This is a genomic window from Varibaculum cambriense (genome assembly GCF_022133705.1).
GTDB classification, from domain to species: domain Bacteria; phylum Actinomycetota; class Actinomycetes; order Actinomycetales; family Actinomycetaceae; genus Varibaculum; species Varibaculum cambriense_A.
On record NZ_JAKNHJ010000010.1, the window covers coordinates 16,582 to 38,144 of the forward strand.

At 47.2% G+C, this 21,563-nt stretch carries 16 protein-coding genes; 9 read left to right on the forward strand and 7 right to left on the reverse strand.

Features of this window, described 5'->3' with window-relative positions:
- Positions 1–160 precede the first annotated feature (160 nt).
- Positions 161–559 (reverse strand): hypothetical protein, encoded by a 399-nt coding sequence (locus tag L0M99_RS05865; RefSeq protein ID WP_238128067.1) that lies wholly within the window; start codon positions 557–559, stop codon positions 161–163.
- A gap of 1,099 nt (positions 560–1,658) precedes the next feature.
- Between L0M99_RS05865 and L0M99_RS05870 the strand changes: the two genes are divergently transcribed.
- The 7 genes from L0M99_RS05870 (at position 1,659) to L0M99_RS05900 (ending at position 11,041) form a co-directional block, all read left to right on the forward strand.
- Positions 1,659–2,954: a lipopolysaccharide biosynthesis protein gene (locus L0M99_RS05870; RefSeq protein ID WP_024059694.1), complete on the forward strand. Its 1,296-nt coding sequence runs from the start codon at positions 1,659–1,661 to the stop codon at positions 2,952–2,954.
- Between the two features lie 41 nt (positions 2,955–2,995).
- The gene (gene wecB, locus L0M99_RS05875) at positions 2,996–4,066 is read left to right on the forward strand and encodes a non-hydrolyzing UDP-N-acetylglucosamine 2-epimerase (protein WP_024059695.1); all 1,071 of its coding nucleotides are present in this window, start codon (positions 2,996–2,998) and stop codon (positions 4,064–4,066) included.
- Between the two features lie 235 nt (positions 4,067–4,301).
- Positions 4,302–5,894, forward strand: a complete 1,593-nt coding sequence (locus L0M99_RS05880) for an asparagine synthetase B family protein (protein WP_024059696.1) — start codon at positions 4,302–4,304, stop codon at positions 5,892–5,894.
- A 102-nt stretch (positions 5,895–5,996) separates the two neighbouring features.
- Entirely contained in the window at positions 5,997–7,136 is a 1,140-nt protein-coding gene (locus tag L0M99_RS05885) for a hypothetical protein (RefSeq protein ID WP_024059697.1), read from the forward strand.
- A gap of 22 nt (positions 7,137–7,158) precedes the next feature.
- The gene (locus tag L0M99_RS05890) at positions 7,159–8,643 is read left to right on the forward strand and encodes a hypothetical protein (RefSeq protein ID WP_024059698.1); all 1,485 of its coding nucleotides are present in this window, start codon (positions 7,159–7,161) and stop codon (positions 8,641–8,643) included.
- A gap of 50 nt (positions 8,644–8,693) precedes the next feature.
- Positions 8,694–9,824 carry a glycosyltransferase family protein gene (locus L0M99_RS05895; RefSeq protein ID WP_024059699.1) on the forward strand — a complete coding sequence of 377 codons (1,131 nt, stop codon included), beginning with the start codon at positions 8,694–8,696 and terminating at the stop codon, positions 9,822–9,824.
- Complete coding sequence (locus tag L0M99_RS05900; protein ID WP_024059700.1) at positions 9,824–11,041, forward strand: glycosyltransferase; 1,218 nt, start codon at positions 9,824–9,826, stop codon at positions 11,039–11,041. Before L0M99_RS05895 ends, L0M99_RS05900 begins: the two co-directional genes overlap by 1 nt.
- Before the next feature lie 16 nt (positions 11,042–11,057).
- Here the strand turns inward: L0M99_RS05900 and L0M99_RS05905 are convergent, their stop codons facing one another.
- From L0M99_RS05905 to L0M99_RS05920, 4 genes are all read right to left on the reverse strand, one after another.
- Positions 11,058–12,230, reverse strand: a complete 1,173-nt coding sequence (locus tag L0M99_RS05905; RefSeq protein WP_024059701.1) for a glycosyltransferase family 4 protein — start codon at positions 12,228–12,230, stop codon at positions 11,058–11,060.
- A gap of 20 nt (positions 12,231–12,250) precedes the next feature.
- Complete coding sequence (locus L0M99_RS05910) at positions 12,251–12,847, reverse strand: acyltransferase (protein WP_238128068.1); 597 nt, start codon at positions 12,845–12,847, stop codon at positions 12,251–12,253.
- A 67-nt stretch (positions 12,848–12,914) separates the two neighbouring features.
- On the reverse strand, positions 12,915–13,532 hold the full coding sequence (locus L0M99_RS05915; protein ID WP_238128095.1) for a hypothetical protein: 618 nt from the start codon (positions 13,530–13,532) through the stop codon (positions 12,915–12,917).
- A gap of 48 nt (positions 13,533–13,580) precedes the next feature.
- Positions 13,581–15,425, reverse strand: coding sequence for an NlpC/P60 family protein (locus L0M99_RS05920; protein ID WP_238128069.1), 1,845 nt, complete (start codon positions 15,423–15,425; stop codon positions 13,581–13,583).
- 216 nt (positions 15,426–15,641) lie between these two features.
- Between L0M99_RS05920 and L0M99_RS05925 the strand changes: the two genes are divergently transcribed.
- On the forward strand, positions 15,642–16,943 hold the full coding sequence (locus L0M99_RS05925) for a nucleotide sugar dehydrogenase (RefSeq protein WP_024059704.1): 1,302 nt from the start codon (positions 15,642–15,644) through the stop codon (positions 16,941–16,943).
- A gap of 18 nt (positions 16,944–16,961) precedes the next feature.
- The gene (locus L0M99_RS05930) at positions 16,962–19,043 is read left to right on the forward strand and encodes a DUF6541 family protein (RefSeq protein ID WP_238128070.1); all 2,082 of its coding nucleotides are present in this window, start codon (positions 16,962–16,964) and stop codon (positions 19,041–19,043) included.
- A gap of 11 nt (positions 19,044–19,054) precedes the next feature.
- Here L0M99_RS05930 and L0M99_RS05935 read toward each other — a convergent pair whose 3' ends face one another.
- Entirely contained in the window at positions 19,055–20,293 is a 1,239-nt protein-coding gene (locus L0M99_RS05935) for a glycosyltransferase family 2 protein (RefSeq protein ID WP_024059706.1), read from the reverse strand.
- Complete coding sequence (locus tag L0M99_RS05940; RefSeq protein WP_024059707.1) at positions 20,259–21,374, reverse strand: glycosyltransferase family 2 protein; 1,116 nt, start codon at positions 21,372–21,374, stop codon at positions 20,259–20,261. Before L0M99_RS05940 ends, L0M99_RS05935 begins: the two co-directional genes overlap by 35 nt.
- Positions 21,375–21,563 lie beyond the last annotated feature (189 nt).

The window sequence follows — 21,563 nt, forward strand, 5'->3', positions numbered from 1 at the left end:
CCAGGAGATACCAGATGAAGGGATACATCGCAATTATAGCTATACACAGATTGTACCCACTGGCGAAAGCTGTTGAACGATCGAACTGTATTACTCTTAGAATGATCAATAATAACAACAGTAAAAGAACAATCAGGGCTACTAAAATTATGGGTGAGCTTTAAGTAACTTCATTTACGTTATTCTTAACACCGTCTAAACGGTTGAAGGCGTACCGATTAGCAAGATCTTCTCCCCGTCCCGAACTATCCAATCTGAACAGTATATATTCCTTAACGCTACTAAGCGGTTTACCAGCAAAAATTGCACCTAGAATCCACTTGAGGGACCAAAATCCGATATAGCCAGCAGCCCAAGAACAAGAAAGTCCGATGATTTTAAGAATACCGGCTTCTTGGCGAACTATTACATACATAACGAGAGGGATACCTAACGCTAAGACCGGATAGGTTAAAAAATCTAAAAATGAAACCGCCATTCCTAGAATCATGAAAAAGTCCGGCCAAAGTTTATGTTTTTGAAAATAATTGTGACCTACCAAAACCGCCAACGTTCCCAAGGTCGTGCAATAAAAACACTGTTATATTGAAAACTTAATGGTGTCGCTATTGGATTCAAAAGTACATAAGGACTTAGAAAGGCCAATGCCATTTTGGGCTTATTTTTTTTAGCTATAAGAGCGCAGTTCATCCCAACCAGGACTAGTTGAAACACGAGATTAAGAAATCTAATCTCTGCTGTATTTAATATTAAAAGTAGAGACTTTAATGGCACCAAATAACCATGCCAATATCTGGAGTAGGTGTCTGCCTTGGCAACATACTTAGGATCGTCTAAAATTAGATAACGCATATTTAAGACTTACTACTCGAGCCGTGTCTACTGACGAGGCGGGGTCTCCTGCAAGTAGATGACTAGATAGTGCATTCTGGAAAGGGCTATTGGAACTGGGATATATAGCCATATTTAACATAATTGCTTCAGTAAAGTTATCGCGCACGCGTCCTGGCGATCCTGGTACTTCGCTCGGATAATCCCCTTCATGAATATACATAGGAATGGACTCGGTAACGTGTGCAGCCATTCTGCCGGTAGGCAACGAGTTAGCCATGATTAGAAGCAGTACGGCCATCACAGCAGCGATGACGCCAATCCCCGTGTTTTTAGTGCAATTAATAAAAAAGCCTGCAACGCTTACCTGTACCCATATTCTTACTATAATCGTTGACATTCACATTTAAATATTTACATGAATTATCTGTCGTTCAACTTTTTGACCGAAGGTTCTCCTGCCTAGCAAAAAGAATTGCCGCGCAGTATCTATCTAATAGTTAGGCGCAAACACCCCCTCAAGAAAGTTTTTGCAGCAAATCTATTACCACAGAAAATCACAACGCCTGGAAACTATGTCGTATACAGCCTTCTCCCATGTGCTTAGCAGCAAGCTACAAAGTTTTTCTCGAAACCAGGTAGCAAACTGACAGAGAGTTACATAACATTCCAAAAGCTTGAGGCTGCATTGATAATAATGAACACAAAGATACGGCGGGGTATTTAGCATGAAGTTTTGTACTTAGCGCCAAAAATTCCCGGTTTTAAGAGATGCTCGTCTAGATTTGGGGTATACCTCAGAATTACAGAATCGAAAGGAGGAATAGTTGCGAAGGTTACTTGAAGCAATCCTTGGTCCCCTGCGGCGAAACAAGTTTATTAGTCAGGTACTAACTCTGGTCACTGGAACCGCTGTAGCCCAAGTAATAGGAATTGCATTATCTATCCCTTTAGCCCGCCTGTATACCCCTAACGATTTCGGACATTTTGCAATATTTTGTTCAATAACCGCATTGGCCGCGACAATAGCCTCGTTACGTTATGACCTAGCAATAGTTCTTCCAAAATCGGATACAGTAGCTAAGCAAATCCAACGTTTAGCACGTAGATGCATTGTTTTTATCTCAATAATAACTTCTCTGTTATGTATCGCGAGCGCGGGATGGATAGGGAAAACCTACCACTCCCAGCCTCTAACTATTTGTCTCTTTTTTTCTGGTATTTCCGTCTACGAGATAGCAGAACTAGCGAATCTGCAGTATTGGCTCACCCGAAAAACCAATTACCAGCTAATCGCAATAAATAGAGTTATCCAAACCACTGGGGTTGCGATGCTACAGCTGGGATTCTTTTTTATTTTTCCTTCCGTGGTGGGGTTGTTCTTAGGAACAATCACCGGTCAAGCTTTCGCTTTATTCATCTTGCTGTGGAAATCTCGCGAAGAACTACGTTTTAATCCATCAGAAGAAGTTCCTCCTATGCGTACCCTTGCCATTCGCTACCGAAAGATGCCGCTACTAAACGGCCCTAACGCACTCGTGGAAGGTGTCCGCAACAATGGAATGAGTCTTATAGTTGGCCTAGCAGGTGCTGGGATTTTGGGGCAATTCACCAAAGCACAGGGAATCCTGCAAGTCCCAATGGGGTTTATAACCGCTTCAATAACTCAGGTGTTTTACCAACGTTTATCTACTGCCAAGCCTGGAGAAATGACACCTCTGGTAAGGACAGTCAGTAAAAAACTAATACTTTTTGCTATTCCGATTTTTGCCCTCGTTTTTCTACTGGCACCGTGGCTATTCGTGTTTCTCTTCGGTCCGCAATGGGATCAAGCCGGATACTATGCACGTGCCCTTACCCCTTGGATCTTGGTAACAGTAGTTACTTCTCCTGTCTCTAATATCTATTTGGCAACAGAAACTCAGGGACGAATGTTAGTTTTCTCCATAGTTTATTGCACTATTCCCTTATTAATTTTAGCTTTCTCTCCTCTCCCCATGCTGCAAACCGTAACCATCATGAGCTTAACTATGGCCGCGATGTTGCTCTTCATGCTGGGAATGGCGTTTGATGTTGCTAAGAAGTTTGATCGCGGCATGTTGAAAACTAAACCCGCCACCTAAGCTAGATTCTTTCCTGTGGCAGTTAAACATAGAATGACCCTATGAAGGTTTTATCTGTAGTTGGTGCGCGCCCCCAGTTCGTTAAACTTGCCCCGATCGCGAAGGCGATGCAAAAACAGGGGGTGGAACACATCATTGTCCACACCGGGCAGCATTATGACCCGATGCTATCGGACGTGTTCTTCCGTGACCTGGGTATCCCCTCCCCAGATGAGCATTTGGGGATAGGCAGCGGAAGCCATGGAGAACAAACCGGAAAAATGTTGATCGCAATCGAACCGGTCTTGCAGAAATATCAACCGGATTGGATTTTAGTCTATGGGGACACGAACTCTACCCTGGCCGCCGCAGTGGCAGCTGTGAAACTGCATCTACCGTTAGCCCATTTAGAGGCTGGGCTGCGCTCGTTTAATCGGCGAATGCCCGAAGAACACAACCGGGTATTAACCGATCACGCCGCTGACCTGTTACTGGCTCCCACTGCGGTTGCCGCCGAACATTTACGTCACGAAGGCCTAGCGGAGCGCACCGTAGTCGTCGGAGACGTGATGACCGATGTGGTCTTACAGGTTAAGGAACAGGTTAAGGATAAGCCCTCCCCGATCATGGAAGAGTTTGGTTTTTCTGAGGGCGCATATCGGCTGGCCACCATTCACCGCCCTGATAACACCGACGATAAAGCCCGCCTTGAACAGATCCTCAATTCCTTAGCTGACCTAGATTTACCGACAGTTATATTGGCGCACCCACGGCTGGTGGCAAAGTGTAAAGAACACGGTATTGAACTGGGACGCAGGAACCTACTTGCACATCGCCCTCTCGCCTATCCGGAACTGGTAGCCTCCGCCCTACACTCAGCAGGAGTAGTAACAGATTCGGGGGGGCTACAAAAGGAAGCGTTCTTACTGGGAACCATGTGTACCACGGTGCGTCCGGAGACCGAGTGGGTTGAAACCGTAGAACTGGGCTGGAACCAGCTAGTTGAGCCCGGTGCTCCCCTGATAAAGGCCGCACAGCGGCCTCAAGCTGAAACTACAAGCGCAACGCCCTACGGGGATGGCAAAGCCGCTGAGAAAGTTGTGGACATGCTGTTTAGTAGTTATTCTGCATGAGAAGCCCCCCATCGCGAGGAACCTGTCCTTAGCTAAAATTTAGGCGTAGGAATGTGCTCCTTATTATTTTTAAGAGATAGCTTTGTTATGGAATTGTAGAACGGGGAAATCCCCTACTGCGGAGAAGCTGGAAAGAGCGTGATTATCCGCCAACCAATAAGTTCTAGCCTGCATCTTATAGGGTAGGCAATAAAGGAATTCCTAAGTGCAACACGCGATCTGACTGGAAGAAAAAGTGCGAAACACCGAGCTCATATTAAAATCTCCACATTGGCACACTACAAACGCTGGCAAACGACATGTTTGGTCGATGATTGCTCCTACCCAGGAGCAAGTTGCAGCGCTCCCCGCGAAACTCACAGAAGATTCATTAATTGGTTTACCGGGGCATTGGACGATAGTTGAAGAGCTCGATGAAAAAGTATCAATAGCAACCGACCGCACCCGCTCCCACCCTCTATGTTTCACCTACCAAGATGGGCGTTGGCTGATTACCGACGACATAGAAACTTTTCGTTACCAAATTCCCTGGGAAAGCGACCGTGAGCAAAATACTGTCTTTGAGTGCGCCGGTTTCACTCTAGGATCGTCAACTCTTGTGGCTAATGTTTCAGCTACCCAGGCAGCCGAATGTTTATCTCTCACCCCAGATGGGCAGGTAAAGCGCAGGCCTTTATTTTCTTATCATTACTCAGAAAATCCGACATCCACTCCGGCAGAGTTGGAGAAGACATTTTCCGATTCTCTGGATACAGTTTTAACTCGGTTACTTGAAAATTCTAAAGGACGCCAACTGGTTATTCCCCTATCTGGTGGACTTGACTCGAGACTATTAGCAGCATGGCTGAAAAAGTTAAAAGCCCCAAACATAAAAACCTTTACCTATGGCAAGCCTGACTCCCCCGAAACCTCTATTTCTGAGCAGGTAGCAAGTGCTCTAGGAATTGAATGGTTCAACGTGGTACTGAATCCACAGAAAGTTCGCCAGGCTTGGCGCAGCCACTCAGCTGATTTCTTACGTGCCACCTGGAAGGGCACTTCACTCCCCCACATTCAGGACTGGTACGCCCTATCGGTTATGCGTAAACAAGGACTAGTCGATCAGGACGCAATCTTCCTACCTGGACATACTATCGTAGGAAACACTCATGACGAGGAATTGATTACCACTCACGCTGACTTTACCCAAATCCAGCAGGCATTGCTTGCTCATCACACCTTTCTTCAAGGACGCAGCTCTAAGGTAGGCAAGACTAGCGCTTGGAGAGATGCCTTACAGGAAGCAATTGAGTATGTAAATTACCCAAAGGACGCACGCAGCATTCAGGAACTCATTGAGTGGTTCAACCTTAAAGAACGGCAAGCCAAATATATAAACAATTCAATGTGCAGCTATGAGTATTTCAATTATTCCTGGGCTCTACCCATGCTAGAACCCGAAGTATGGAATGCGCTGTTACAGGGAAGTGAAACTCTAACCATTGACCGCAAATGGTATGCCGACTTCACCAATAGGATTTATGCTGAGCAATCAGGTAAGGAAGTGAACTACTTTCACGCTCCTGCAACCCAGATGAATGCCCATTTCAAAGATGTTCTTTTGAAAATTATGCGCTACATCCGCGCAGATAAAGTTCTTAACCGATACCGCTCTATTCAGGTAATGCTTGATCACCCAATGGCTTTTGAAGCCCTCACTCCCTCTCGAAAAACCGGGCAGCTATGCAAGATGCTAAGTGGCGCTTCCACCTTAGGCCTGTGGACAAAAGCGTTTACTAGCGGAAACTGGGGGGAAGACACCCTCATCCCGCCAAGATGTATTGGGTAATTCATTATTAACTGTTTCTTCCAACAGCAAATGTAGCGGCAGGATTGCTGTTAACAGCTATCTAATACCTAACAAGCATATTGGTTCGATATATTTGAGGGTATGAGCGAAAAACAAATACTGGTGATTTCCTTTTCGAATATTGCCAAGGATGCTCGGGTACTAAGGGAACTAAGTGCAATCAGTCCTTTCGGTCACGTGACCTCTATCGGTTATGGATCGAAACCAGCCTTTGTAGATGAGCATTTACAGATAGCTGACCGTTATCCCTCGCTGCCGCAAACGCCGCTAGGCGTCTTAAAATTAGCCTTACATATGCATAAAGCGGCCGAATTAGCGGCTCCCGGCAATAAAGAAGCAATCCGTCTTTTAGGGGATCGCACGTTCGATGCTGTAGTCGCCAATGACGCTCGCGCGCTACCTTTAGCCTTTCACGTGGCTCGGGGAAAGCCTATTTGGGCGGATATGCATGAGTGGGCGCCCGCAGAACGCACGCACGTTACCTCTTGGCGGTTGTTAGTTGCTCCCTTAATGACTCATATTTGTAAGACTTATCTTCCCAGGTGCCAGGCAGTAAGCACTGTTGGCAAGGAGATCGTTAAGTTATACGACAAGAATTTCGGAGTACGACCGACCTTAATTCGAAACGCGGCACCTTTTGCAGACTTAACTCCCTCACAAAACCCGAACGATGGTCCGATCCGGCTGGTTCACTCAGGAGGTGCGGTTGCCGGACGAAACATCGAAAATATGATTGCTGCAGTCAAGGCTGCGGGGGAACGTTTTACCCTAGACCTCTATCTAGTACCTGGCAACGATAGAGGAAAGTATCTTTCGCAGCTAAAGGAACAAGCGAAAGATTGCCCACGGATAAAATTCAATTCCCCAGTAAAACCGGCTGCGCTTCCCACAGCACTAAATCAATACGATGTGGGGATCTATTGGATTCCCCCCTATTCCATCAACGCCGAACTGGCATTGCCAAATAAGATTTTTGACTTCATCCAGGCACGCCTGGCTATTGCAGTTGGTCCGACAAAGGAAATGGCAAACATCGTAGAGGAATTCCAGGTAGGGGTAGTATCTTCCGGGTTCTCCAACGAAAATATTGTTGAGACACTCCGTTCGCTGGATAGAGATCAAATTATTGGGTTTAAACAAAATACAAATAGTGCCGCCCAGAAACTTTGCTTCGAAAATGAGGCGAAAAACATTGAACAGATTATGAAATCGCTCATCTAGGCATATCTAAGGATATTTATATATGACTTTGCAAACCGTAACTCAAAAAGATTTACTCACGACGGCGGTTTTCACCTATTCACTAACTTCTAATCCCGACTCAGAGTTTTCATGTCACCAAACAATATCCAATAAAGCAGTCCTAAATTACACGTCGAATACTTCGGTATTGAAAGGTGCGGATGAAAAAAACGGAATACAGGTTTTCATCGTCGGGTTATGTATTGATTCACGTGCGCAGCTTTCGCGTGAAGAAATTCCTGGCTACCTTGCGAAAATTTCTTCCGAAAAATCAGTAGCGAAAATATATGCTGCTGCGGGTCGCTTCGCCGGTAAATACATTGTTATCGTAAAAATTAACGACAGGCTGTGGCTGTGGGGAGATGCCTCCTGTACGCTGGCTACCTACTATTCCACTGATCCCAAGTTTTTATCTATTGCAGTTACTAAACCATTAGTGGAGCGACAAGTGGTGGCATTAACTGATGAAAGATGGAATAAACTTTCCGCTGGTGTTCCATCGGGTCAGCCCTATCCTGCGGATTCCACCGCTGCGAAGAATATCAGGGTGCTGTTGCCAAACCACCTACTAGATTTACAAACTATGCAGGCACGGCGTCAACCCTGGCCGCATAGGCCACACCAGAATAACGCGGAAGAAATAATTGAAGACACCTTTATAACTGCACAGAATATTTTCAAGGAATATTCTCATTACTACGACCTGGTATGTCCTTTGACTGCTGGCTACGATAGTCGACTAAATATGGCGATAGGGAAAACGGTAAATCCAGAGCTTCCATGTTTTACTTTCCGCCATGATGGATTCAGTGCAGAAACCCCAGATCTGTTTAGGTCACAACAGTTATGTGCCACTTACGACTTATCGCACACGGTTCTGCACGATGAAGATATGCCGGTTGAACAACGTGACACTATAAGTAGCCTTATAGGATCTGATGCCAACGACTATGTCCTTTCTTTGGCTCACACCTATAGGAAGCACTTTGGTTCCAGAGCCCTAATAAACGGCAATATCATTGATCAAGTTGGTAAAAGCGTAACCGGTAACGCCATTCCTACCCGTTTAGCAGGACCTTGTTTTATTCGCGCTCGTATTTACAATTCGAGCAAAATTAGTCTACAAATTCTTAAAAACTACCTAGACGGTATTCCGCAGTCGATGCGAAAATACACTTTCGATTTAGTAGCTCTGGAGAATGATTGCTGCCGCTGGGGAGTGCAAAGCGATATTGCCTACGGACTCGCCGGAGTCAATATGCTAAATATCTTTAACTGCCGTGATCTAATCGCATCATGGTCGGGTATTCCCCGGAAAATGCGGATAACTAAATTGATACACACCGGAGTATTAGCTCGAATAGATAAACAACTGCTGACTATTCCGTTCACTCCCGAAACCACTGCAAAACGTCTAGTAAGGACACATTGGCCGCTGTTTTATGTGGCTTCCTTCGCATATGCCCTTTATACGCGACATAGATAGATATTTAAACTGCCTAAGAGGGAAATTAAACTAGAGAAAGGGCCTAGCTAATGTCGAAAGTTATGATTTTTCACGCTCCCTATCCCATGGAAACGAACCCGACTTCGGCCTCACGTCTGCGTCCTTTGCGGATGAGAGAAGCATTTAAGACCCTCGGCTACGATGTCATCGACGTTTCTGGAACTACTCCGCAAAGGAGACAGGCCTTAAAGTCCTTACGAAAAACTCTCAAGTCAGGATTGCGCCCAGATTTTTTTTATTCTGAGAACTCCACCCAACCAAACCTCTTTGCTACCAGTATTAAAGATGGCTTTGCACCAACGCTGGATTATCGAATAATGCGTCAGGCTCACCAGCACAACATCCCTATCGGGGTCTTTTATAGAGATATTTATTGGCGTTTCCCCCAGTTCGCGGCAAAAGATCTAATCGGTCGAATTTCGCCGCTATTACACCGCCTAGATATGTGCGGATATCAACGAAATAACGCTCACTTATTCTTGCCGTCTCTAAAAATGGCGGAGGTAATGGGGCTGGATGCGGCCCAATCATTCAGTGCTCTACCCCCGGCCGGAGACGATGACAGCGTCCTCCCCCTTCCCGAGCAACTTCACCCATTGCGTTTGTTTTATGTCGGAGGCATAGGAGGTCACTACCGCCTAGATAAACTGATAAAAGCTGTCGCGGGTAACCCCAACATAAACTTAGAGCTGGTTACCAGAAAACCACAATGGAAGACAGCTATCCAGACTGATTCGAACCTGAAATCAAAAAATATCCATCCACATCATTTGGATTCTTGGCAACTGGCACCTCTGTACGCACAATCTCAGATTGCGGTGTTATTGGTTGAGCCTACCCCCTATCGTGACTTTGCAGCCCCAGTAAAGTTATTCGAATATATTTCCCGAGGGCGACCTATTCTGGTCAGCGCCGGAACCGAAGCGGCTCGGATAGTCAGTAAATACGATGCCGGCTGGGTAGTTGACTATGAGGACGAAGCTATCGCCAACATTTTGAGGCATTTGCAAGAACATCCAGAAGAAATAGCAGAAAAAGCAGCTAAAGCAGCTGCTGCAGCCATGGAAAATACTTGGACAACCCGTGCTCGCCAGGTTGCACAAACCTTATGTCCTCCTGGAGCTGCTGAATATGTAGGCGCGAAAACAGGAATCGACTGATGGCTATCAATATCACCAGAATTAGGGAAAAACTTATCTCAAAACTTCCGGCTTCATTTATATTTGAGGTTGTTAAGACCGCTGGCCCCGGCTCCTACTTATTCCCGCTGGCTACAAGGTTGCGTGGTTATCGCGCTGAACAGAACCCAAAAACTGTTACTGTTCCTAAAGCTCCAACCCGTGTCCTTATTGCCCCTTTTAATCTTGCTGGGCAAGGATGGGAGCTGGCTCGAGCGTTAGAAGACAACCTTAGTGATGTGGCAGCTCATGCGATGACCGTTGATTTTGGGGGAGTCTTGAGTTTCAATGCAGATAGCAAGGTAACTTATGGAACCTACGCGCTATCTAAAGAATGGGCCAAGAAACAGTTTGAGCAAGTATGCGGGTTTACTCATGTATTGATAGAGGCAGAAAATTCGCTATTTGGTCGGCTTTTCAATTTCAACGTATACCGCGAAGTCCGTGCGTTGCAGGAAAGAGGTATAGCGGTTGCCTTTCTATCTCACGGATCTGACACTCGCAACCCGAGTGGTCACGCCAAACGCCATGAGTGGTCGCCTTTCGCAAATACAAATCAACAAACCGTTTTGCTGCAACGCAAAGCAGACGCCAATCGCGAATTAATCGAGTCCCTAGGGATACCGATTTTTGTGACTACTCCCGATTTGTTGGACGATCTCCCAAATGCCCACTGGTGTCCCTTGGTAGTAAAACCAGAACAATGGATATCTAAGCAACCTGTTCCCAAAGTGCACCCAACCCTCAGAGTTGGGCACATCCCCAGCAGACGATGGTTAAAGGGTACCGAGTATATTCATCCTATTTTTGATGAATTTTCAGGTTCTGGGTTAATCGAGCCAAAGCTACTTGAGGGAATTCCACGAGCAGCTATGCCCAAGATTCTCTCAGGTTTAGATGTCTTAGTTGAGCAATTAACTTTAGGCTCCTATGGGGTAACCGCACTGGAAGCTATATGTTCAGGGTGCCTAGCAGTTGCAAATGTTAGTCCGCATGTGCGAGAAGTTATTAAGCAACAAACTGGCATTGAATCACCTATCGTCCAAGCAGATCCAGACACTCTTGTCGAAGTATTAAAGTCACTCGCGGATGATTCCATGCGAGAAAACTTGCTGAAAGCCCAGAAAGAATACGTTTCCAAGATTCATACTGGGGCTATGAGTGCTAAAGTATTGGAAACTGAGTGGCTGAAGCGCTGATAGGTTTTAACTAAAATTACTTGCCAGAGTTATTTTTTAAAACTTGAGCAACTTTCTGGCTGCTCTTAGCTAAAGATTTATTTTCTAGCACCCATTGTCGCAGTTCTGCGAAACTTACGACATTAGACCGTAAATTAATGATTTCCTGAAAGACCTTTGCCACGCTGATAGCAGAGTAATCTACGCAAATCCCGAGGCAATGAGCTCCAATATCTTCACGTGCCGGTCCGGGCCCCGCATAAATCACCGGAGTTCCACACGCTAAGGTAGAGAGCACTTTCGTAGGGTAGGCATGGTCGTATCCAACTCCGGCTTTTATAGATACAAGCCCAGCATCCGCACCCGCTATCCAGCGGGCAGTTTCACCTGGAGGAAGTGTTTCCAGGACGTGCACCCGCCCTTTTAGTTCCGGTTTTGCTGCCTGTTCTTTAAGTAAATCCCAGTCACTGCCTTTACCGAGGAACACTAGATGGTGAGGAATTTTGTCTATAACCTGAGCCAGAGCAGAGATAAAGATGCTGGCACCTTGCCATTCGGATGCGGTACCGGTGTAAATAAAATAGGGCGCGTCCCCTAAACAAATATTTTCTCTCTCAACGCGAGATATCGGTTCAACTTCATCGGTAAAGGTATCAGTATCTATTCCATTAGGAATCAGATGCACCGATTTTGCACCCATTGCTCGCGCAGTCTCAGCAATCTCTTCATTAACTGCGATGACAGCCGCTGCTCCCCTAACCGCAAATGCCTCTAAAGCTTTTACCACTTTAACCACTATTTTTGGGGCGAAAGACGCACTGGCTGCCCCCCACAGATCTGGCAGGTAATACACATAGGGAACACCCAGGAGTTTACTGACAATCCGCATGAAAAATCCGGTGGTAGGGGGAGGCTCAACCAAAGTCACGGTAGCGCGAGGCGAAAATAAAACTCGAAAAAATGCGGTAATATCAAAACTGAGATACTGCAGGTACCCGCGTACATATCCTTCTTTATCGCGCAGTACCGGGAAACGCCGTACCCGATCTTGATCGGCAACTTGCAGACCCGATGGCGCTGTAGTGGTCACTACCTCAACTTCTATGCCCTTTTCCCGTAGAGCCTTGGCTACCCCCGCCAAGCGAAAAGAGGCAGCAGCAGCCTCAGGCAAATAGATCCGAGAAACTATCCTAACGAAACCGCGACGCATGCCCACCGCAAATACCTCGTCTAGATTTCCTCTAACTTGTTTTCAGATACTTGGCGGAAACGTTTGCCAGACTGGGGACACTCATACACGCCCTCCTCGCCCGGAACTGACTTTAGTTTTACTCCGGCTGGCCCTACCCAGCCAATGCGGCGGGCTGGAACCCCGGCTACTAGGGCATATTCGGGAACATCTTTGGTGACTACTGAGCCGGCCGCCACCAGTGCCCAGGCGCCGACGGTTACTGGAGCTACGCACACTGAACGCGCACCGATTGCCGCACCTTGCTTAATAGTGACCCCCACCTGTTCCCAATCGGAAGCAGACTTAATCGAACCGTCCTCGTTAATCGCCCGGGGGTAATGATCATTGGTCAGCACCACTGCCGGCCCGATAAACACTCCGTCCTCTATGGATGCCGGCTCATAAACCAGGGCGTAGTTTTGCACTTTGCAGTTATCGCCCATATGTACGCCTTCGCCGATATAGGCTCCGCGCCCTATGATGCAGTTTTTCCCCAGCTTGGCATTCTCACGCACCTGCGCCAAATGCCAAACGCTGGATCCCTCCCCAATCTGAGCTTCGGGGGAAACATCTGCGCTGTCAACTATACGGGTCATAACCATACCTTTCACCAGTTTCAATAAAACTCAGTTTATTGGCGAACATTAGCGAAAACACAATTGGCTATCCAAAAAGAACTGGCCACGTGGGCATACACCAGCTAACCTGATCTAGCAGTTTATCTAGTTGTTCTGACTTCTTAACATATTCTGGGTTCTGTTCGGGAGTTTTACCCTCTTCAAGCTGGCGTTGCGCCGCCGGCCCGTCGGTATATTCGGGAATCTTTCCCGTAATTAGTTGCGGTTCCAGGTTGACAATCTCGCGCATATTTCTTAATGCCTTGTTAGCAGCGTCATCTTTACCTGCAGCAGTTTCAAACTCTGAGTAGTGCTCCGGAAGAATCTGGAGAAATTTCGCCCACTCAGGTGCTGCATTTTCAGTTCCAGAGTCAGGATCCTTTTGCTGAGACTGTACCTGGGCAACGCGCCCTGTGAACGCTTTCCCCTGTGGGGTTTGCTGCAACAGATCACTCAAAACCTTATCCAGGGCAGCGCACCCCTGCGAGCCGGCTCGTATCTCCGGCAATTTGGCGTTCGGACCAACAGATACCTTAATCTGCGGGCCGGTTGGCTGCGGAAGAGATTCCCGGTCTGATTGATACCAAAAATACCAAGCCGCTAGGAGCGCCACCACCGTCAGGATGGCAACTGCTGCCAGGGCAAACCGTTTTTTACCTTGCATTGCTAGCAATAACAGCCTCCAAAAACTAACTAGGGTTGGGAAATATACTTAGCTCGCCAAGGGACGGACAACATAGGGAGCTATACTACCCCAGTTATAGAGACCTCGTTGCCGGGCATGACCATAGTTAGACTCTATAATCTGGTTCGATCCCACATAAATTGCGACATGGTAGATGCCACCTCGTCCTTGCCAAAACACCAAGTCGCCTGGCTGTCGGGAACCAAACCCAACTTTTTGCAGGCGAGGATGCGCGTAGAGTTCTTTCGACGTGCGGTATGTTGGCGCCGCATGGGAAATAACATTTATAGGTTGCGGATCGATACCCGCCCTGTATAGAGCCTGTAACGCAAAACCGGAGCAATCATAGCCATCGCCATAGCCTCCGGCACCGCCCCAAGTGTACGGGCTTCCAGTTTGTCCTCTCGCGAATGAAATCATCGCATTCACGCGTTGGCTACGATTGGCTCTCAGAGGAACCGGATTCAATTGGAAATTATCCATAGTCCAAGAGCGAGAAGTCATACTTACCCATGTCCGATGATCGACAACTCCGTTGGCGCTTACCCCAATTTTTCGTTGAAAACGTTTGACCGCATTTTCGGTACGTTGATCAAAAGTCATTCCCGCATTCAGTGGTACCCCCACACCCATACGAGCCCGCACTTCCCGCACCTTCGTGCCATTCCAGCCGCGGCGCGGAACCACCGTTGTTCCCGGAGCGCGAATTGCGCTAACGGGCTGCAAATAACGAGCCGGGGGACGCCAGCCAGCGGCAGATGAAGAACCTATCAGGGGGTACCGATGCAAAAGTCCCTTATGGTCAATCGCCATTATTCCACCGCCTAGTGAAATATCAATTGGCATAATTTGGGACATAACATTCCAACCGTTCCCCACCAACCCTGAGGAAAATGCAGTACCACCGCCACTAGCCCTGTATAAGTACAAATAGCCTGAAGAATCAGTTGCTAAGAAATCTGATTTTCCATTTTGATCGACATCACCGGTGCTCATAACTCTTGTTATGTTGTTCCACCCAAATCCAAGCCTTACCGGCGCGTCAAATCTACCTCGCCCATCTAGGAAAGGATAGATATGCATCTGTCCCGCACGATCTACCGCTAAGATTCCTGTCTTGTTGCCCACGGTTCGCGACATAAAGGTAAGAAAACGCATACTAGACCAGCCGTTGCCAATTTTCACGCCGGAATTAAAGCAGTAAGAACTTCTGCAAGCCAGATATAAATAGAGGTCACCATTATTTTTTCTAGCGATTAGATCAGTCTTACCATCGTGATTAACGTCTCCTGATGTTATCGAATCGAAGGCTCCCCAGCCTTGTCCAATATCCCCTATCGTTCTGAGACCTCCGCCCGATGTACCTTCATAAAGGCGAAAAATAACATTGTTTTCTTTCTCGAGAAAATAAAATAAATCGGCCCGGCGATTACCTGTGTAATCATTCATGGCCAGAACCCCGTCTTTCCCCCAACCATTTCCAATTTGCCGGGGCTGCCCGAAACGCATTCCTGTGTACCACCGGCTAGTCAACGGCCGGTTATTACTTGAAGCCAACGAACCCGGCGCTACTGTAGACCCTGTGTAGGGGATTTGAATGGAATTCTCCGCCGCTTGGGGGGTAGAGGTTTCTGAGCCGGAATCTTGGATTTCCAAACCATCGTTACCAGTGTTATCGGCGACATCGTTAGCATCTTGGGCTGGATTCGGAGTATCTAAACCGTCCGTACTAACACTTTCTGTAGATGTAGGAGACTGCGGAGATGCAGGAGTCGTAACTTCCTCAGCATAGGCAGGCACCGTTGCCAAAACTAAACTGGCGGCTGCCGTGAAACACGTCAGCCCTCTAATCATTCTGCTTTTACCAGTCATAACTGAGACCTCACTCCACGATCTGTATGGGGACAATTGCAGTATATAAGGATTAGATTAATATTTTTACATCATTAAAAGAAACAGGGACTACGTGAGCAGCGAAAACCTGGATAAGTTATTTTCTCTCAGCAGGGAATGTGAACTGTTTGCCCATTCCCGCGTAAAATAGACTCACAGTTTGTTGAGTTGTTGAAGACCTCAAAGGAGTTTTTCATGCGCGTAGCAGTTGTGGCAATGGGAAAGATCGGCTTGCCCCTGGCAGTACAGTTTGCCTCCAGCGGACAGGAAGTGATTGGGGTTGACGTTAACGAAAAAACTGTTGACCTAATTAACCAGGCTAAAGAGCCTTTTCCTGGGGAAGCTCACCTGCAAGACAAACTCTCTGAGCTGGTGCCTGCGGGAAAGCTGCGCGCCACCATCGACTACGCAGACGCTATCCCAGATGCAGATGCCATCGTTTTGGTGGTTCCGCTCTTTGTTAATGACGAAACCTGGCAGCCAGATTTCGGGTGGATGGATCAAGCTACTCGTTCCCTCGCCGAACACCTAACCCCCGGAACCTTGATCTCCTATGAAACCACTTTGCCAGTAGGCACTACCCGAGGCCGCTGGAAGCCGCTGATTGAAGAGATTTCTGGTTTGAAAGAGGGCGAAGACTTCCACCTGGTGTTCTCTCCTGAACGGGTACTAACCGGGCGGGTATTCCAGGATTTGCGTCGCTATCCCAAGCTGGTCGGCGGGCTAACTGAGACGGGTACCCAGGCAGCAATCAAGTTCTATGAAAGCGTGCTGCAATTTGATGAGCGCCCCGACCTGCCGCGTGAAAACGGAGTTTGGGACATGGGCAATGCCGAGGCCGCTGAGATGGCGAAACTGGCAGAAACTACCTACCGGGACGTTAATATCGGGCTGGCGAACCAGTTTGCCGTCTACGCGGACAAAGTCGGTATTGACGTGCAAAAAGTCATCGATGCCTGCAACTCGCAACCATATTCTCACATTCACCGCCCTGGGATTGCGGTTGGCGGACACTGCATTCCGGTTTACCCGCGCCTGTACCTTTCTACCGATCCCGATGCCTCCGTAGTTCGTACCGCGCGTACATATAACGCTGGGATGCCCGAATACGTAGTTTCCCGCGTAGAGGAAGTGCTAGGGAATCTCGAGGGTGTCAAAGTGGTTGTACTGGGAGCTTCCTACCGGGGGGCAGTTAAAGAAACCGCGTTCTCGGGAGTGTTCACTACCGTTGACTCCTTGCGCAAGCGGGGAGCGAAGGTGCTGGTTCACGACCCCATGTTTAGCGATGAGGAACTAGCGGGCTTCGGTTGGGATGCCTACCACCTAGGCGAGGAAGTTACCGCCGCGATCGTGCAGGCTGACCACGCCGAATATAAAACCATCAGCGCGAAGGATCTGCCCGGTATCAAGCTGTTATTTGATGGTCGCCGGGTCACCGATCCGCATCTGTGGAAAGGTACCCCGCGCATGGTTATTGGGGATCAGGCTTCCCACTAAAACTTCGCCCCGAGCTCCATGGATATTTTTAGCCCGGCTACTCCGGAACAATTCTTTTATAACTGGTGGCTATTTCCACTCCCATTATTGGTTGCCTTAGCGACAGTATTCGTTCCTGGGCTAGCTGTTGGTCGTCTTGTAGGCCTGCGGAATAAATGGCTTTGGGCTTGGGCACCCGCGGCTTCTGTCGGGATCGCGTCTGTGACTGCGATCGCTGCAGGAAAAATTGGTGTCACCTGGGGATTTTTACCACTGCTAGCGGCTACCCTATTGCTCCTATTGGTCTGCTGGATGGGAAAGTCGGTACATAACAAACTTCGTGCTGCTCCGGGTGATTATCAAATAGATGTTTCCGCGCAGGCGGTAACTAGCTCAAAGAACAAGTGGCAGATTCCTGCCGCTGTAGTAACGGTTTTTATTCTTGCCACTATCTGGTTCGCTACCGTCATTAAACTACCGGGAGCATTTGCTCAGAGCTGGGATAATGCATTTCATCTGAATCTGGCGATGATGTTCACCCAAAACGGCAACGCTTCTACCCTAGCTACGAACCTTGTCGGAACTGACCCCAGTGGTTATTATCCCGCTGCTTGGCATGGCCTTGTGTCCTTGATAGCTAGTGCCTGCAGTAGATCCGTGGTTGTGGCTACCAACGCATTAACGGTTGTAATTGCTTTCTTGGTTTGGCCACTTAGCATTTACACTTTTACTTCGGAGGTCACCCGAAATAAGGTTGCAGCTACATTATCGATTCCTCTATCACTGGCTTTCCCCCAATTTCCCATGGGATTCATTGGATATGGGACTTTGTACCCGAATCTTTTGGGCTATGCTTTTATCCCTCTTTGTGCCGCACTATTAATTAACTGTTTACGAAAATGGCCTAGCCAGATTACCTATAAGTTATTTTTAGCGGTAATAGCCATAACCGCAGCATCTGTCAGCCATCCCAATTCTATTTTCGTAATCGCAATATTCTTCGTGGTTATTACCTGGTGGTTTACGCTTCGCGCAATATTGAAAAGATTAGCTAGCGCGGAAAAAAATAGAGTAATACAAGCTCTATTCGTATTGGGCTGGTCCCTGCTTTGGTTTGGAATATACGTTTCCTGGGATAGATTCTGTTACCATATAGGTTTCATTCACGCTATGCGAGGTCCGGAGGCACATAACTTCAACCCGGTATCTGGAACCTATAGACAAGGTGTACGAGATCTGCTCTTATTAACCGGCGGCACCGGTTTCAACAACTCTTTCCAGTACACATTACTGCTCTTAGCGCCTTTAACTATTTTAGTTTGGATGGGATTCTTTAAAATTTCTCGTTTTCCGAGGCAGTGGCTACTGTGTTTTACTTGGGTACCTCTAGCGTTCTACTACCTAGTAGTCACCGGTATGCAAAATATCAGTTTGCGACGCTACTTCGTCGGGGTCTGGTACAACGATGCTCCGCGAGTATTTGCGCCTCTCGTATTTGTCGCGGTTCCTCTCGCCGCAATCGGAGCCGCCTGGATTTGGAGTTTAATCCTCAAGTTTGTTCCTAAAATCCGTTCCGTTAAGACGAGGGTAATGGCATTTCCTCTTTACATGGCATGCCTATCTCTTTTTGTCATTTGGGGACCACCCTCTCTTAAATCTACAGGACCGTGGATATTCTCGGCTTTTGAGATTCCGAAACCTAGTACTAATGGATATCAACTAATCGACACCGACGAGCTAGAACTGCTTTTTTCTCTACCAAAGTACATCCCAGATGATGATGCCGTGCTGGCAAATCCCTGGGAGGGCGGTACTTTCACTTGGGCAATCGGAGAGCGCAGAGCGGTGTTTCCAAAGATATCTGCGAATGTTTACCCAGAAAACCGAGAGATATTGGCGAAGATTCTAGATCCCCAGGAAAACCCTCAGGTATGCATAAATGTCAAAGCCACACACGCAGGCTATCTACTGGATCTTAAAAACCAGTACCTGTGGAGAGGAAGCGGCTGGGGAATCGAACACCAGTATCCAGCTCTCGATGTTAACCACTTGTCCTATTTCAAAGTTGTCAAACAAATTGGCGATGCTAGATTGCTACGCTATGACGGATGTGAGCGTTAAGCCCGTTCTGATCAAGAACAATCGTATTCTTCCTTTGGAGGCGTTAACCCCCGACTTTTCGTTAACGATGACTCGTTTATTAACCGAATATAGGCTTGCGCATCCTCGATAGCATTGTAAGTCGTATCGTGTGCTCCTATGATTCTCCAGTATTGAGTTAGACTGCTTGCAGGGATAATACGTTTCGCGATTGCGCGCAGCAAGTGAATAGGGGCTAGCTTCCCGAACTTATCAACAGCCAGCAAGGTGTTGGTGGCCGGATTTTCTTTGATCCTGGCCGCCAATACAGCCAGATTCCTCAGATACCTTAAGGGATCTTTTGGATCTCGCAAGTTACGCAGAGCCATTCTAGAGGGCATATCCAGAGAGAGCTTAGTGGGATTTCCAAAGTTTTTGTATACCATCTCCCTTAGCTTCTGGAGCGCCTCAACAGAATTTTTTGCGTGGAACGCATCATAGGACACGAACCCCAGGAACCATCCCAATAATTCAGCTTTATATTGAGAGAATAGCCCCATCTGGTTCCAATGTTGAAATACCTTTTTAGCTAGCAGAAGATGCTTCTCAAACATCTCAGAAGCATCTTGTATCTGCCAAAACATGGCAGATCCGGTTCTTTCAGCTCTATAGGTATAGAGCGTTTTTTCGATAGTAACCGTCAACTCTGCTCTAGCGTATGCGTCTAAATAGAATAACTGATCTTCCCCAATCGCCAACTCCTCGTCAAAGCGTAAAGAATGCTTGTCGATGAATGAACGGGAAAAAGCTGATAGCCAAATATAGGGTCTTTCTCTAGCCTTTTTAAACAAGTTTTTATCAAACCCGTGCGCCACTGACTGCTTGGGGGAAAGAGCGTTCCTTAACCAGGGCGAAGGTTGCCCAAAGGTAATCCCGCTGGCGCCGAAGGTTAAAATATCTGGTTTATTATTGGCAAAGGCTTGTGCCACCACTTTGCAGGCACCGGGTACCAGAAAGTCATCAGCATCCACAAACATGATGATCTCACCAGTTGCAGTGTCCAACCCCCGGTTACGAGCAGCAGATACACCACTATTCGGCTGGTTAATAACCGTAATCCTTGGATCTAGCTGCGCTGATATCTCTAACAGAGACGATGATGCGTCTGAAGAACCATCGTTAATACAGATAATCTCTAAATCAGAAAAATCTTGTTTCCGGATAGATTCTAGGCATCGGGGTAGATATTTCTCAACGTTATAAACGGGTACGATTACAGATATCCTTGGCACGATTTAAAAGTCCCTTCCCTTTATTGAATACTTTTACCCCACCGGCATAGGCAAAGCCTACAAAGCCGCGATCTTGAATTACTCTACCAACTCGATGGCTTAAGGCTTCCCCCCGATTCCTATCATGGTGGTATTTTTCCGGAAGAATCATAATTTTTTGCATATCCAGCAACTTCCAGGGCTCGAACAACCGAATGTCCACGTTTCCCTGCGTAAAATCGTCCAGGAACATTGCACGTCCTTTACGCAACACCTCCACCTTGTGCTCCGCGGCGACTCTTTCATAGTTCCAGATCAACGCATCGTAAAGCATCTTGACTTTTACGGGTGAAAACGTCTTCTGCTTTTCAGGATCGGTTTCCAGCCAACGGCTAATCTCCCGATATTCATTAAACAGAGCGTCCACTTTACCAGGAGAGTTTACTGAAGAGTTTTCGTTATCTTGCCGGTAATGCACAAATGCATCATGCAAATAGTAGACCTTGTGGGTGGAAGCCCAAACTTTAAAAGTAAAGCTGGTGTCTTGGAAAGAAGCACCGGGGGTTTCTAAAAACGAGATTTTTTCTGTATCCAGGAAAGACTTACGATAAATCGCAGACCAAATCGAAGGCTTAGTATAAAAAATAAATGGATCGCTGGCGGGATCAGCTATTTTCTCGCTCTTCCTTCCCGGTATCGCCTCAAAAAACTCGTTACGCTTTATGGGAATAGACCAGTACATCCAGAAGTTAGCTTTAACCACATCTGCTCCGGTGCTACTAATAGCCTGGTGTAGTTTGCTAAGCGCATCCTCTTCCATGAAATCATCCGATTCCAAAATCGCTACATAATCGCCCTGCGCTGCTTCCAGCCCGCGGTTCATGGACGCGCCGTATCCAGAGTTTTCCTTGTCAATGACTTTAAAACGGGAATCCTTATTCAGGAAATGCTCGATGATGTCACGTGAGCCATCTGTTGATCCATCATTAATACAGATAAACTCAGCTTGTTTGAAGTCCTGTGCAGCCAAACTTCCCAAACATTCCGACAAGTACTTCTCTACGTTATATATAGGAACCAATACTGATACCAATGGTTTCATCGATATTCCCCTCTAAGCTTCTCGTCTAACTTCCAGGCAAATGACCGTCATTATCAACAGTTATTCCAGCATTCAACCCCGATGTATTCGAATTAAGTTACCGTCACTGCGACAACTGTCTGTTTTACTATTAACAGACTATCCAGTTTCGAGTACTTTTGGAGTCAGACTAGCCTGAAACGTGAATTT